The sequence below is a fragment of the Massilia phyllosphaerae genome, from assembly GCF_034659755.1.
Classification (GTDB): Bacteria; Pseudomonadota; Gammaproteobacteria; order Burkholderiales; family Burkholderiaceae_D; genus Telluria; species Telluria phyllosphaerae.
Genome location: NZ_JAXSQX010000009.1, coordinates 1 through 14887 on the forward strand (window position 1 = coordinate 1; position 14887 = coordinate 14887).

At 68.1% G+C, this 14887-nt stretch carries 9 protein-coding genes and 1 pseudogene; 6 read left to right on the forward strand and 4 right to left on the reverse strand.

Translation table 11 applies throughout. The features are described 5' to 3' along the window. The 6 genes and pseudogenes from U1H99_RS26720 to U1H99_RS26745 form a co-directional block, all read left to right on the forward strand. A pseudogene (locus U1H99_RS26720) lies at window positions 1-1006 on the forward strand (DNA polymerase III subunit gamma/tau); the annotation flags it as partial. Window positions 1007-1057: 51 nt separating this feature from the next. Further along, window positions 1058-1384 carry a YbaB/EbfC family nucleoid-associated protein gene (locus U1H99_RS26725; RefSeq protein WP_323144680.1) on the forward strand — a complete coding sequence of 109 codons (327 nt, stop codon included), beginning with the start codon at window positions 1058-1060 and terminating at the stop codon, window positions 1382-1384. A 13-nt stretch (window positions 1385-1397) separates the two neighbouring features. After that, on the forward strand, window positions 1398-1988 hold the full coding sequence (gene recR / locus U1H99_RS26730) for a recombination mediator RecR (protein ID WP_323144681.1): 591 nt from the start codon (window positions 1398-1400) through the stop codon (window positions 1986-1988). A 131-nt stretch (window positions 1989-2119) separates the two neighbouring features. Next, window positions 2120-3286 (forward strand): glycosyltransferase, encoded by a 1167-nt coding sequence (locus U1H99_RS26735; RefSeq protein WP_323144682.1) that lies wholly within the window; start codon window positions 2120-2122, stop codon window positions 3284-3286. A gap of 4 nt (window positions 3287-3290) precedes the next feature. Beyond that, window positions 3291-4184, forward strand: a complete 894-nt coding sequence (locus U1H99_RS26740; protein ID WP_323144683.1) for a DUF2334 domain-containing protein — start codon at window positions 3291-3293, stop codon at window positions 4182-4184. A 403-nt stretch (window positions 4185-4587) separates the two neighbouring features. Continuing rightward, window positions 4588-7002, forward strand: coding sequence for a penicillin acylase family protein (locus U1H99_RS26745; protein WP_323144684.1), 2415 nt, complete (start codon window positions 4588-4590; stop codon window positions 7000-7002). A gap of 71 nt (window positions 7003-7073) precedes the next feature. On the opposite strand, the gene U1H99_RS26750 is transcribed toward U1H99_RS26745, so the two are convergent. From U1H99_RS26750 to U1H99_RS26765, 4 genes are all read right to left on the reverse strand, one after another. Beyond that, on the reverse strand, window positions 7074-9272 hold the full coding sequence (locus U1H99_RS26750) for a putative bifunctional diguanylate cyclase/phosphodiesterase (protein ID WP_323144685.1): 2199 nt from the start codon (window positions 9270-9272) through the stop codon (window positions 7074-7076). Between the two features lies 1 nt (window position 9273). After that, the gene (locus U1H99_RS26755) at window positions 9274-12201 is read right to left on the reverse strand and encodes a response regulator (protein WP_323144686.1); all 2928 of its coding nucleotides are present in this window, start codon (window positions 12199-12201) and stop codon (window positions 9274-9276) included. A 287-nt stretch (window positions 12202-12488) separates the two neighbouring features. Continuing rightward, window positions 12489-12686 (reverse strand): YbdD/YjiX family protein, encoded by a 198-nt coding sequence (locus U1H99_RS26760; RefSeq protein WP_141828777.1) that lies wholly within the window; start codon window positions 12684-12686, stop codon window positions 12489-12491. After that, window positions 12686-14764, reverse strand: coding sequence for a carbon starvation CstA family protein (locus U1H99_RS26765; RefSeq protein WP_323144687.1), 2079 nt, complete (start codon window positions 14762-14764; stop codon window positions 12686-12688). The genes U1H99_RS26760 and U1H99_RS26765 overlap by 1 nt, the downstream gene beginning before the upstream one ends. Between the last annotated feature and the right edge of the window lie 123 nt (window positions 14765-14887).

Consider the following 14887-nt stretch of genomic DNA (forward strand, 5'->3'; position numbering starts at 1 on the left):
CGCCCAGCCGGTGCCCACGCCGGCTCCGGCAAGCGCGGCCCCGGCCATGACCTCGGCCCGCGCCGCCATCAATGCCGCGCTGGAAGCGGCGCGCGCCGCCGCGCGGTCGCCGGGCCAGCCCAAGCGTACGCCGGCGGGTCCGCCGGATGCGGCCGCCGCCGCAGCGCAGCCGTCCGCGCCGCCCGCAGCGCCGCCGGCCCCCGCGGCACCGGTCCGTCCCGCTGCGCCGGCCGCTGCGGCGCCCTGGGACAGCACCCCGGGCGCCGGCGCCCGTCCGCAGCCGGACAGCCGCGCTGTCGAGAACCGCCCGATGCAGCCGCAGGCCATGGGCCGAGCGCCGCAGCCGCAAAGCCAGCACCCCGGCCAGTCTCAGGGCCACTACCAGGGCCAGCCGCAGGCACAGGCCCCGGGTAATGCCCAGGCGTATGCGCGCGCCGGCGAACAGGCCGTGGCCGACGACGACGTGCCGTCCTGGGTCACCGAATTTTCCGACGACAGCGCCGTGGCCGCTGCCGCGCCGGCCGAGGCGCCCGCCGCCGTCAGCCCGCCGGTGCGCAACGCGGCCCCGGCCAGGGCGCCGCACGCCTACGTGGTCACGCCGGTGCCGGCGATCGGCTGGGACGGCAACTGGCCGGCGCTGGCTGCCGGCCTGCAGCTGCGCGGCGTGTCGCAGCAGCTGGCGCTGCAGACCGAACTGATCGAATGCGTGGCGGAAGCCGGGTCCGCTACCTTCCGCCTGCGCGTGCCGGTCGATACCCTGCGCGCCAGCGGCAACAGCGAGAAACTGTGCGCGGCCCTGCAGGAATGTTTCCCGGCGGTGCGCGTGAACCTCGATACCGAGATCGGCCCGGTCTGGTACACCGCCAGCGCCGAAGCCAAGGCAAGGCGCGAACGGCTGCAGCAGGAAGCCGAAGCCGCGGTCGAAGCCGACCCGTTCGTGCAGGACATGGCACGCACCTTCGACGCCTTCGTGGTGCCGGGTTCGGTGCGTCCGATCGCGACCTGAGCGGCCTGGCCGCACAAACTTTTCAACCATCCGTTTTTTGGAGAACACACCATGATGAAGAACCAGCTCGCAGGCATGATGAAGCAGGTCCAGTCCATGCAGGACAACATGAAGAAGGCGCAAGAGGAGCTGGCCCTCATCGAAGTCGAGGGTCAGTCGGGCGCAGGCCTGGTCAAGGTCGTCATGACCTGCAAGAACGACGTCAAGCGCGTCACCATCGACCCGTCGCTGCTGGGCGACGACCGCGACATGCTGGAAGACCTGGTCACGGCCGCGTTCAACGACGCCATCCGCAAGGCCGAGGCGACCACCCAGGAAAAGATGAGCGGCCTGACCGCCGGCCTGCCGATCCCGCCCGGCTTCAAGATGCCGTTCTGAGTCCGGAGCGCCTGTGTCCAAATCGCTCGACTTCCTGACCGAGGCCCTGCGCCGCCTGCCGGGCGTCGGACCGAAGTCGGCGCAGCGCATGGCTTTCCACCTGCTGCAGCATGACCGCGAAGGCGCGGCCATGCTGTCGCGCGCGCTGTACCAGGCGGTGGAGGCGGTCCACCACTGCGCGATGTGCAATACCTTCTCGGAAACCGAGGTATGCGAACTGTGTGCGGACGAGAACCGCGACCGCGCGCTGCTGTGCGTGGTCGAGACGCCGGCCGACCAGATCATGATCGAGCAGACCCTGACCTTCAAGGGCCTGTATTTCATCCTGATGGGCCGGCTGTCGCCGCTGGACGGCATCGGTCCCAAGGACTTGCACCTCGAAAAACTGGTGGGCCGCGCCACCGATGGCGAGGTCAAGGAAGTGGTGCTCGCCACCAATTTCACTAACGAGGGCGAAGCGACCGCCCACTATATCAGCGAGATGCTCAAGGCGCGAGGGCTGAAGGTCAGCCGCCTGGCGCGCGGCGTACCGGTTGGCGGCGAACTCGAGTACGTGGACGCCGGCACCATCGCGCGCGCCATGCTCGATAGGCGCAGTGCATAATGGGTCACCCACATGAGACCGCTTCGAGCATGTTGATGCGGTCCTGTTGAAGTGGCTGTTCCGGTTGATAGTGCGCAAACTGTGGACCAGTTCCACTGCTATCGTGGGTTTTATCGTGACCGGAACCCAGCATGCATCTTGTCGACATCACCATGTTCTACGCGGCGGAGGGCGGGGGCGTCAGCACCTACCTGAACGCCAAGGCACACTGGCTGGCGCGCCGCCGCCGTACCCAGAGCACCGTCCTGCGGCACACCATCATGAGTCCCAACGTCGACACCTGCGACGATGGCGACGCTGCTCTGATCCGCATTCCCGCGGCCGGCTTGCCCGGCTTCCATGGCTACCGCATGCCGCTGTCGGTGTCGGCACCGGCGCGCCTGCTGGCGTCGGCGCGGCCGGACCTGGTCGAAGCCGGCGATGCCGGCCATTGCGCCTGGGCCGCACTGCGCATGCGCAAGGAGTACGACATCCCGGCCGTGGCCTTCTATCACTCCGACCTGCCCAGCCTGGTGCAGCCGCGCCTGGGGCGCTGGATCGCGCGCGGCACTTGCCGCTATCTCGCCAACCTCTACCGCCAGTTCGACCTGGTGCTGGCGCCCAGCCGCGTGATGGTGCAGCAGCTGGAATCGATCGGCGTGCATGGCGCGGTGCAGCAGCCGCTCGGCATCGACAGCGCCATCTTTCACCCCGAGCGGCGCGACACCACGCTGCGCGCGCAACTGGGCCTCGATCCGGACTGCCGCCTGCTGGTCTATGCCGGCCGCTTCACGCCGGAAAAAAAGCTCGATGTGCTGGTCGAGGCGGTCGGCAAGCTGGGCGCCCCCTACCACCTGCTGCTGGTCGGTGGCGGCGACGCGCTGCCCGAAGCGGTCGCGCCCGCGTCATGGATCACCCACATCCCGTTCAAGCGCGACCAGCGCGCGCTGGCGCGCCTGCTGGCCAGTGCCGACCTGCTGGTGCATCCGGGCGACGCCGAGACCTTCGGCCTGATCATCCTCGAAGCGATGGCTTGCGGGCTGCCGGTGGTGGCCGTCAACGGCGGCGGCGTGGCCGAGTTGGTCGACGCCGAGACCGGCATCCTGGCGCAGCCCAACAGCGCGGACAGCCTGGCCAGCGCCATCGAAGCGATCTACGAAGGCGACATGGCCGCCATGGGCCAGGCGGCGCGGCGCAAGGCGGCCGGGCATTACGACTGGAATGCGATCCTGCCGCAGGTGCTGGGACGCTATGACTTGTTGCTGGCCGGTCACCGTTTGGCGGCATTTTCCGGAGGGCGCGTCTGTGTCACGGATTGAACCCTTGCCGACGCCGACGTCGGCGCAGGCACAGCAGCCATCCCTGCTGTGCGTATCGATCCACGATGTCGCGCCGGCCACCTGGCCCGACTGCCTGCGCCTGGTGGAGGCGATCCGCGCGGTCGCCGACATTCCGCTGACCTGGCTAGTGGTGCCGCACTACCACTTCCGGCCCGAGCGGTCGGCGCAGATGGAAGCCTGCCTCGATGCCAGCCTGGCGCGCGGCGACGAGCTGTGCCTGCACGGCTACAGCCATCTCGACACCGAAGCAAATGGCGGCGGTTTGCGCGCACGTTTCCTGCGCAATGTGTACACGCAGCGCGAAGGGGAATTTGCGGCGCTCGACGAAGCCGAGGCGCGGCGCCGTCTCGAACTCGGCATGGCCTGGTTTGCCGAGCGCGGCTGGACCCCGCAGGGCTTCGTGCCGCCGGCCTGGCTGCTGGGGGAGGGATCATGGCGCGCACTACGCGCCTCCGGCCTGGTCTACACGACCACCTTCAGCCATTTCCATTGTCTGGAAAGCGGCAAGGCCGTGCTGTCGCCGTCGGTGGTGTATGCGGCGCGCAACCGCAGCGGCCGCATCTTGTCGCCGCGCGTGGCCGATGCCACCGCGGCCATGCTGGCGCACAAACCCCTTGTGCGCTTTAGCCTGCATCCGCCGGATGCGCGCTACCCGGAGCTGGTGCGGCACATCCAGCAGGTACTGGAGCGCCTGCTGGCGTCACGCGAGGCGGTGACCAAGCTGGACTGCGCACACCGCCTTGATGGCATATCAGGTGCAGCGGAGGCTGCCGATGCAGGCCTTACCAGCCACCCCAGAAGCCACCCCGCCAGCGGCCCGGATAGTACCCGCCAGGACCATACGGTCCATAACGCTGCACTTCGTCCTTTGTGCTGAGGTTGACGATGCAGTTGCGCCAGGGATCGGACCCAGCAGCATAACCAAGCCGTGAACATGCCGGTCCATAGACGGCCATCATCTGTTCGGCCTCGGCCTGCTTTTGTGCGGCGCGTTCCTGCGGCGTCGCGCAGCCGGTGAGTACCAGGGCGGGCAGCGCTACCAGTAGCGGACTCAAGTATCGTATTAATGGACGCATAGAAACCTCCCTGGACAGGAATCGGAACACACATGCTGGTGTGTTTTCATGTGTTCAGCGTATGCCAGTGGAGGCAGGTTCGCAAGTCGGCGCCGGCCTCGACGTTACGCGGGAATTTACCGACACGGCATATCGGCTGCGCTAATATGGTTTTTCTGGCAATTTTCTGGGAAAATGCCGGTTTTTCCGATTGGGGAGGGGCCGATGCCACACCTGGGACGCGGACGCGGATGGGCGCGCTGGAGCCGGCGCCTTTTGTTACTGTTGCTGGCTCTGCTGGTACTGGCCTTGCTCGGCGCCTGGCTGATCCTGCGCGCCAGCCTACCGCAGCTCGAGGGCACGCACCATGCGCCGCTGCTGTCGGCGCCGGTCACGGTGGCGCGCGATGGCGATGGCGTGCCCCTGATCAGCGGCGCCAATCGCCTCGACCTGGCATATGCCACCGGTTTCGTCCATGGCCAGGAGCGCTTCTTCCAGATGGACCTGCTGCGCCGCAGCGCTGCCGGCGAACTGGCCGAACTGTTCGGGCCGCGCGCGTTGCCGCTCGACCGCGCGCACCGGCTGCACCGCTTCCGTGCCCGCGCCGCCGCCGCATTGCAGCGCATGACGCCGGCTGAACGCGGCTTCGTCGAACGCTACGTGGCCGGCGTCAACGCCGGGCTGGACACCCTCGGCGCGCGGCCCTTTGAATACCTGTTGAATGGCGCCGCGCCGCGGCCGTGGACGGCGGCCGATTCGCTGCTGGTGGTGTGGGCGATGTACCTCGATTTGCAGGGCAACCAGCCTTCGCGCGAACTGGCGCGCGGCTGGCTGGCGCAGCATCTCGATCCGGCCCAGCGCGCCTTCCTTCTGCCAGAAGGCAGCCGCTGGGATGCGCCGCTCGACGCGCCGGCACTGGCGCTGGCAACGGTCCCGATCCCGGCGACGGCGCCGGCCTGGTGGGGCCGCAAGGATGCGGTGCCGGCGCGCCAGGTGGCCGGCATCGGCTTCACCGACGCGGTCGGCAGCAACAATTACGCACTGGCCGGGTCGCGCACCGCGAGCGGGGCGGCGATCGTGTCGGACGACATGCATCTCGGCCTGCAACTGCCCAACATCTGGTACCGGCTGGCGCTGCGCTTCCCGGACGAAGGCGGCGTGCCGCGGCGCCTGGTCGGGGTCAGCCTGCCGGGCGCGCCGCCGCTGGTCATCGTCGGCAGCAATGGCCGGGTCGCCTGGGCCTTCACCAACAGCTATGCCGACACGCTCGACCTGGTGCGGCTTCAAAAAGACCCTGCGCACGCCGGCCAGGTGCGTACGCCTTCCGGCTGGGAGGCGCCGGCCGAGCACGTGGAGACCATCCTGGTCAAGGGCCAGGCCGCCGAGCGCCTGGTGGTGCGCGAGACCAGCCTGGGGCCGATCCGCGAGGCCGGCGGCGCACTGTATGCGGTGCACTGGGTGGCGCATTCGCCCGACGCGCTGAACCTGAACCACCTGCGGCTGGAGCGCGCGGCCACGCTGGACGAGGCGCTGGATGCGGCGGCGGCGGACGGCATCCCGGCCCAGAACATCGTCATCGGCGATGCGCGCGGCAACATCGGCTGGACCGTCGCCGGGGCGCTGCCGCGCCGTGCGCAGGGCGGCACGGTCGTCTCGTTCCCGCTGGCGGCCGAGGGCGCGGTGCCGACCTGGGACGGTTTCCTGGCTCCTGGCGAGCATCCGCGCGTGGTGAATCCGCCCGGCGGCCAGCTGGTGACCGCCAACAGCCGCCAGCTGGACGGACCCGCGGCTGCGGTGCTGGGCGACGCCGGTTTTGATCTCGGCGCGCGCACGCGCCAGTTGCGCGACCACCTGGCGCAACTGGGACCCAGGACCGACGTCGCGGCGGCATTCGGCGCCGTCCTCGACGACCGCGCGCTGTACGTGGCCGAGTGGCGCCGGCGCGCGCTGGCCGCCCTCGACGACGCGGCCGTGGCTGGCCATCCACAGCGCCTCGCATTCAGGCGCCTGCTGCAGACCAGCTGGGATGGCCGCGCCAGTGTCGGATCGGTCGGCTACCGCCTGGCGCAGCAGTTCCGCTGGTCGCTGCACGACCTGCTGTTCGCCGGCGTCAATGCCGAGATGAAGACGCTCGACCCCAAGGCGACCATGCTGGCGGCGACCACGCGCTGGTCCGACGTGGTGGCGCGCCTGCTCGACGAGCGGCCGGCGGCCTGGCTACCGGACGGCTACGCCAGCTGGCACGCCGTGGAGCTGGCCGCCGTCGACCGCACGATCATGGAGGTGACGAGCGGCGGCGTGCCGCTGGCGCAGGCGACCTGGGGCCGCAAGAACACGGCCGCGATCGCGCATCCGTTCACGATGGCGCTGCCTTTCCTGGCGCGCTGGCTGGGCGCGCCGCCTGACGCGCTGCCGGGCGACGCCAACATGCCGCGCGTGGCCGGGCCGCGCTTCGGGCAATCGGAGCGGCTGACGGTGTCGCCGGGCAGGGAGGAAGAGGGCTTGTTCGACATGCCCGGGGGGCAGAGCGGGCATCCGCTGTCGCCGTTCTTCCTGAAGGGGCACGAGGACTGGGTGCAGGGGAAGGCGAAGCCTTTGTTGCCGGGGAAAACGGTGTATACCTTGACGTTTTCGCGGTAGTTGCCGTCGCCCCTGCCTCCGCAGGGACGACGTTGTATTAGTGCGCGTTCATTCATTGTGTGCCGAACCGGCTACTTCGCCCCCAAAGGCACCCACAACGTCTGCAGCATCCCGCTCACCGTCTCCGCCGGCGCCGGCCGCCCCAGATAGAACCCCTGCACCAGGTCGCAGCCATACTCTTCCAGCATGCCGAGCTGCTCCCCGGTCTCGACCCCTTCCGCCACCACCACCATCTTCAGGCCGTGCGCCATCGCGATGATGGCGCGCGTGATCGCCGCGTTCTCGGAATCCTGCGGCAGGCCGCTGATGAAGCTGCGGTCGATCTTCAGCGCGCGCACGTCGAAACGTTTTAGATAGTTCATCGACGAGTAGCCGATGCCGAAGTCGTCGATCGACAGGTGGACGCCGATGCCGCGCAGTTGCTCGAGCGTGGACAGGGTGGCCTTGGCGTCGTCCATCAGCGTGCCCTCGGTCAGTTCGAGTTCCAGCAGGCGTGGATCGAGGCCGGTGTCCTGCAGGGCCGAGAGCACGATCTGGCTCAGGTTCTCGTCCTTGAACTGCTTGGCCGACAGGTTCACCGCCATGCGCACCGGACGGCGCGCCAGCTTCTGCCAGTGGCGCGCCTGGATGCAGGCGGTGCGCAGCACCCACTCGCCGATCGGCACGATCAGGCCGGTCTCTTCGGCCAGCGGAATGAACTCGGTGGGCGAGACGATGCCGCGCTCGGCGTGGCGCCAGCGCACCAGTGCCTCGACGCCGACGATCTCGTTCGAGCGCACGTCGAGCTGCGGCTGGTACAGCAGGTACAGCTCGTCGTTCTGCAGCGCGCGGCGCAGGCCGACTTCCAGCTTCACGTGGCTCATGATCTGCATCGTCAGCGACGACGAGTACAGCTTGGCGTTGTTCTTGCCGCAGTTCTTGGCGTGGTACATCGCGGTGTCGGCGAACTTCAGCAGCGAGGTGCAATCGTCGCCGTCTTCCGGGAACAGCGAGATGCCGATGCTGGCGGTGACGAAGATCTCGTTGCCTTCGATGAGGAAAGGCCGCCGCATCGCATCTTTCACGCGGTGGGCCACGTTCAGCGCATGCTCGACGCGTTCCAGGTCCGGGATCAGGATCGTGAATTCGTCACCGCCCAGGCGCGCCAGATTCGTGCCCTCGGTGCTGCCGGTGCTGTTGAGCGGCGCCGCACGCGTGACCAGTTCGGCGCGCGACAGCAGGTCGCTCGGGCGGATGGTCTCGCGCAGGCGCTCGGACACCTGCTGCAGCAACTGGTCGCCGACGTTGTGGCCGAGCGTGTCGTTGATGCGCTTGAAGGCGTCCAGGTCCATGAACAGCACGGCGAACTTCTTGTTGCCGATCTTGGAGCGCTGCAGTTCGCGTTCCAGCATTTCGAGGAAGGCCTGGCGGTTCGGGATACCGGTCAGGCTGTCGCAATAGGCCAGGCGCCGGATCTGTTCTTCGGCGCGCTTGCGCTCGCTGATGTCGCGCACCAGGCCCAGGACTTCCGAGGAGCCGGTCGCCACCAGGCGCGCCTCGAAGTGCTGGGCTTCGCCGAAGCGGATCAGTTCATACTCGACCGAACGCACCTGCTGCACCCGCAGCGCGAGCTCGACCTGTTCCAGCATGCGCTCGGCGATCTCGGGCGGCAGCACCTCGGCGACATGCTTGCCGACGCAGTCGTCGACCGGATAAGCATTCAGATATGCATGCGCCTGCTGTCCGCGGCTGGCACGGCCGGGGTGGTCGCGGCCCGGCTCATAGTCGAGGTAGATGCCCTCGCGCGACATGCGGAAGAAAGTGTCGGGGATCGCCGCCAGCACCGCGCGGTTCTGGGCGTCGGCGATGCGCAGGCGCACGATGGCGTCGCTGGCGCGCAGCACGTACAACACGCGGTGTCCCAGGATCGGCCAGTTGATCGGCTTCGACACGAAGTCGGTGGCGCCGGCTTCGTAGGCGTTGGTGACCGCCTCCAGGTCGTCGCCGCCGGTGACCATCACGATCGGCACGCTGACGCCGTTGGCCGCGTCGCGGATCGCGCGGCAGGCCGCGAAGCCGTCCATGTGCGGCATTTCGACGTCCATCAGGATTAGGTCGGGCGAGCGCTCGCGCGCCAGCTGGACCGCCTGGGCGCCGTCTTCGGCTTCGATGGCGTCGAGTCCCACGCTGTCGAGCATCTCGACCATCAGCAGGCGCATCACCGGGTCGTCGTCGGCGACCAGCACGACCGCGGGCTTGCTGGCGCGCTTGGTGGCATTATGGGCTGGCATGTCAGGTTTCCTTCTCAAGCATCGCGGTGAGGGAGTTGCGGACGGCCTGGAACTCGTGCTCCATGTCGGTGAGGATGGCGCCGGCGCCTTCGGTAGTGTCGGTGCGGCCCAGTTGTTCCATCGCCTTGCACAGCGCGGCCAGGGCCTCGGCGCCGACGTTGGCGCTGGCCGACTTCAGCGTGTGCGCGATGCGGCGCACGTTGCCGGTATCGAAGCCGTCGATGGCGTGGCGCAGCGTGCTCAGTTGCTGTGGGGTGTCGTCGACGTAGGCCGCGATCACCTTCTGCACCAGGGCGTCGCCGCGCTCGCGCGACAGCATGCGGATCTTGTCGAGCGCGGCGCGGTTGACCACGTCGCGCTGGATCACTTCGACCGACGCCGAAGGCAGGCGCGGCGGCGCGTCGCCATGGTGGACCGTGGCTGCCAGCGGCAGCGCGATCCAGCGTCCGATCACCGCGGCCAGCTCCTGCTGGGTGAAGGGCTTGGACAGGTAATCGTCCATGCCGGCGGCGAGGCAGGCTTCGCGGTCGCCCTGCAGCGCGTTGGCGGTGATGGCGATGATCGGCAGCACCCGTCCGCGTCCGGCCTCGCGTTCTTCGCGCCGGATCGCGGCGGTGGCGGCAAAGCCGTCCATCACCGGCATCTGGCAATCCATCAGGACCGCATCGTATTCGCCCGCGCCTGTGCCTTCGCCGCCGCGGGCGCGCATCGCCTGCAGCGCATGCACCGCCTCGGCGCCGTTGCCGACGCAATCGACGCGCAGGTCCAGGCTTTCCAGCATCGCCTTCGCGACTTCGATGTTGACCGGGTTGTCCTCGGCCAGCAGTACATGGCGGGCACGCCGCGCGCCGGCGCCGCCGTTGCCGTTGTTGCCGTCGCGCCCTAGCGGCTGCGGTGGCGTGAAGCGCAGCGCCGGCGCCACCTGGCCGCGCGGGCGGGTCGCCAGGCAGGCGAACAGGTCGGCCGCGCGCGCCGGCTTGATCAGCTGGTAGGCCACGCCGGCCTCGCGCCGCTGCACTGGATCGGCGGCCAGCTTCTCGGGCGACAGCAGGATCAGGCGAGTGGCCCGGGTAGCCGGGTCGGCCTTGATGCCTGCCGCCAGCAGCAGGCCGCTGCTGTGTTCCAGCTCCATGTCGAGCACCGCGGCATCGTAGGGGCGCCCCAGCCGCGCCGCCTCGTGCAGGCGCGCCAAGGCGTCGTCGCTGCCGGCGGCGCCATCGCATTCGACACGCCAGGCCGCCAGGTGGGCCTGCAGACCGACGCGGCTGGTCTCGCGTTCGTCGACCACCAGCACGCGCAAGCCGTCGATGGTGTGCTGGTGGTCGCCAGGCGCATCCGGATCGACGCGGCGCTTGTCGAAGGCGACCGTGAACCAGAACACCGAGCCGCGGCTTTCCAGGCCTTGTATCAGCGCATTCTCGACGCCGATCGCGCCGCCCATCAGTTCCACCAGCTGTTTCGAGATCGCCAGGCCCAGCCCGGTGCCGCCGTACTTGCGGGTGGTCGAATCGTCGGCCTGCGAAAAGGCTTCGAAGATGCGCCCGCGCGCCTCGTGCGAAATGCCGATGCCGGTGTCGTGCACTTCGAAGCGCAGCATCACGGCCTGGCTGTCTTCGCTGGCGACGCGGACCTTGGCCAGGATGCGCCCGTCGTTGGTGAACTTGATCGCGTTGCCGAGCAGGTTGGCCATGATCTGGCGCAGCCGGTTCGGATCGCCGCAGATCGCCACCGGGATGTCGTTGGCGATCTCGAAGTGCAGGCTGATGCGCTTGGCTTCGGCCTGCGGGGTATAGACGGTATGGATGTCGTCGAGCAGGTCCCACAGGTTGAAATTGATGTATTCGACGGTCAGCTTGCCGGCCTCGATCTTGGAAAAGTCGAGGATGTCGTTGATGATCACCAGCAGGTGCTCGCCAGACTGCTTCACCAGGCGCGTGTAGTTGCGCTGGGTCTCGGTCAGTTCGGTCCCGAGCAGCATTTCCGTCATGCCCAGCACGCCGTTCATCGGGGTACGGATTTCATGGCTCATGGTGGCCAGGAAGGCGCTCTTGGCGCGGCTGGCCGCCTCGGCCGCGTTCTTGGCCCGTTCCAGCTGCTCGGTGCGCACCGAGACCTGCCGTTCCAGCTCGTCGCGGTGGTGGGTCAGCGCGGCGCCGCGGCCCTCGACCTGGGCCAGCATGGTGTTGAAGCTGTCGATCAGCGTGCCCAGTTCGTCGGTGCGGGCGTGGGCGATCCGCAGCGTGTAGTTCTGGCTGGCCGCGACCTTCTGCGCGGTGTTGATCAGTTTGCCGATCGGGTCGGCGATGCCGCGCCGCACCCGCCGCGCCTGCATCAGCGCGGTGAGCAGGGCGGCGCCCATCGCCACCGCCATCACGCCGAGCGCGCGCAGCAGGTCGAGCCACATCGGCAGCTGGTCGGCTTCGATCATCACGACGCCGGCCGGCGCCGCATCGGGCGCGCCGGAGGCGCCGCCGACCGCGCGGTAGGTGCGCATCGCGCGCAGCCAGGGCAGGCTGCCATCCGCATTCGCCTGTTCCAGTGCGGCCGGGTCGAGGCCGTCCAGCGCGGGCGGCTCCTTGGCCAGGTAGTTGAATACCGAGGCCGACGCGCCCTTGCGCTGCGGCGCGCGCCATGATGCGAACACCTGGCCCTTGCGGTCGTACAGCACCGCCGCGCCGACGTTGCCCTGCACCTGCAGCCCCGCCAGCACCTGGCCGGCCAGGCGGCGGTCGTTGAAGGACAGCGCATCGACGCTGTTGGCGGCGACCACGCCGGCCAGCGCCGACAGCTGCATCGTTTCGGCCCGGCGGTGCGCCAGCACCGAGGTCACGGCAAAGGCGAGATAAGCGACCAGCAGCGCACTGGCCGCAGCCAGCAGGCACATGTTCGTCAACTTCTGGTTGAGGCTGGAACGCTCGAATTTCGGCATGGCTCGCACGGATCGACTTCGGCTGCGCTGTTCGGCTGCAATACGAGTCCGTCGGGCACGGGCTCACCATGCGAGAGGGCAAGTTCCCGCAAGAAATGACTATAGGTGAGGGCTATGGCGCTGCTTTTGCGTTATCGCAAAAGCAAAAGGAAAGGGACGCCGCGGCGTCCCTTTCGTTCTAGATTGGAGCGTCTCACAAAGCCCCCAGGGCAAGGCGCATCGTCGAAGACAGTACGCTAGTACGGCGAGACGATGCAACGCCGCCCTGGAGGCTTTGTGTCGCGCGACTAGCAGCAGCCGCCGCTGCGGGCACTGCCGTATCGCGCCTCCTGCCGCTCGCGGAAGAATTCCTCGTAGCTCATCATGGGTTCGCCCGGGTGGGTCTTTTCCATGTGCGCCACGTAGGTGTCGTATTCCGGCAGGCCGACCATCAGGCGCATGCTTTGCCCGAGGTAGCGGCCGGCCTGTGCGAGCGTGCTGAACATCACTGCACCTCGGCCACCGATGCCGCTGCCGGCGCCGGCACGTACGGCGTTTCCTTGACGCTCGGCTTGTTATCCCTGCGCGCCGCTGCGATCGTGCGCAGGCCGTAGAACACCACCGCCAGCACGACCAGCATGAAGAAGGCGCACAGGGTGGCGTCGAGGTAGTCGTTGAAGATGATGCGGCTCATCTGCTCGGGCGACTTGGCCGGGGCCAGCACCTGGCCACCGTCGAGCGCGGCCTGGAACTTCCGGGCGTGCGAGACGAAGCCGATCTTCACGTTCTCGTGGAAGATCTTCTGCCAGCCGGCGGTCAGGGTGCAGATCAGCAGCCAGATGGTCGGGACGATCGTGACCCAGGCGTACTTGCCGCGCTTCATCTTGAACAGCACGACGGTGCCCAGGGTCAGCGCGATACCGGCCAGCATCTGGTTGGCGATGCCGAACAGCGGCCAAAGGGTATTGATGCCGCCCAGCGGATCGACCACGCCCTGGTACAGGAAGTAGCCCCAGGCCGCGACGCACAGGCCGGTGGCGATCAGGTTGGCCGGCAGCGAGTCGGTGCGCTTGAACGACGGGGCGAAGGCGCCCAGCAGGTCCTGCAGCATGAAGCGGCCGGCGCGGGTGCCCGCGTCCACCGCGGTCAGAATGAACAGTGCCTCGAACAGGATCGCGAAGTGGTACCAGAAGGCCATCATGGCCTTGCCGCCGACCACGTTCGACAGGATGTGCGCCATGCCCACGGCCAGGGTCGGCGCGCCGCCGGCGCGCGAGATGATGGTGTTCTCGCCGACGTCCTTGGCCATCTGGGTGAGTGTTTCAGGCGTGATCACGAAGCCCATGTTGGAGACCGCCGTGGCCGCGCTTTGGGCGGTGGTGCCGAGCAGGGCGGCAGGGCTGTTCATCGCGAAGTAGACGCCCGGATCGATGGTCGAGGCGGCCACCAGCGCCATGATGGCGACGAAGGACTCCATCAGCATGCCGCCGTAGCCGATGAAGCGGGCGTGCCGTTCGTTCTCGATCATCTTCGGGGTGGTGCCCGACGAGATCAGCGCGTGGAAGCCGGACACGGCGCCGCAGGCGATGGTGATGAACAGGAAGGGGAACAGCGAGCCGGCCCAGGCCGGGCCGGTACCGTCGATGAACTTGGTCACGGACGGCATCTGCAGGTGCGGCGCGACGAACACGATGCCCAGCGCCAGCGCCGCGATGGTGCCGATCTTCAGGAAGGTCGACAGGTAGTCGCGCGGCGCCAGCAGCAGCCACACCGGAATCACGGAAGCGACGAAGCCGTAGCCGATCAGCATCCAGGTCAGCTGGGTGCCGGTGAAAGTGAACATCGGACCCCAGGTCGGCGAATCGTGCACCCACTGGCCGCTGATAATGGCAAGCATCAGCAGCACGAAACCGATCAGCGACACTTCACCAATGCGGCCGACGCGGATGTAGCGCGAGTACACGCCCATGAACAGCGCGATCGGGATGGTGGCCATCACGGTGAACGAACCCCACGGCGAACCGGTGAGCGCCTTCACGACGATCAGCGCCAGCACGGCCAGGATGATCACCATGATCATGAAGGTGCCGAACAGCGCGATCACGCCGGGAATTTCGCCCATCTCGGACTTGATCAGGTCGCCCAGCGAGCGGCCGTCGCGGCGCATCGACATGAACAGCACGATGAAGTCCTGCACCGCGCCGGCGAACACGACGCCGGCCAGGATCCACAGCATGCCCGGCAGGTAGCCCATCTGCGCAGCGAGGACCGGTCCCACGAGCGGTCCCGCCCCGGCGATGGCCGCGAAGTGGTGGCCGAACAGCACGTAGCGGTTGGTCGGCACGTAGTCCAGGCCGTCGTTATATTTGTAGGCGGGGGTCTGGCGCCGCGCATCGAGGCCGAACACCTTGTCGGCGATGTACAGGCTGTAGAAGCGGTAGGCGATCAGGTAGACGCAGACCGCGGCCACCACGATCCAGACCGCGTTGATGGACTCGCCGCGGTTCAGCGCGACGAAAGCGAGCGACCCGGCGCCCGCGAGCGAAAGCGCAGCCCAACCGAGCTGGCTCTTGAGACTTTTCATTGTGACTCCTCCGTAGACTTTTCTGCGTTGACCGACGATTAATCGGCTGTACGGACATGCGAGGTCCGCTTACATTTTTTGCAGCATCCGGTCAGTATCTTGCACCGACCCCCGACCGGCAAG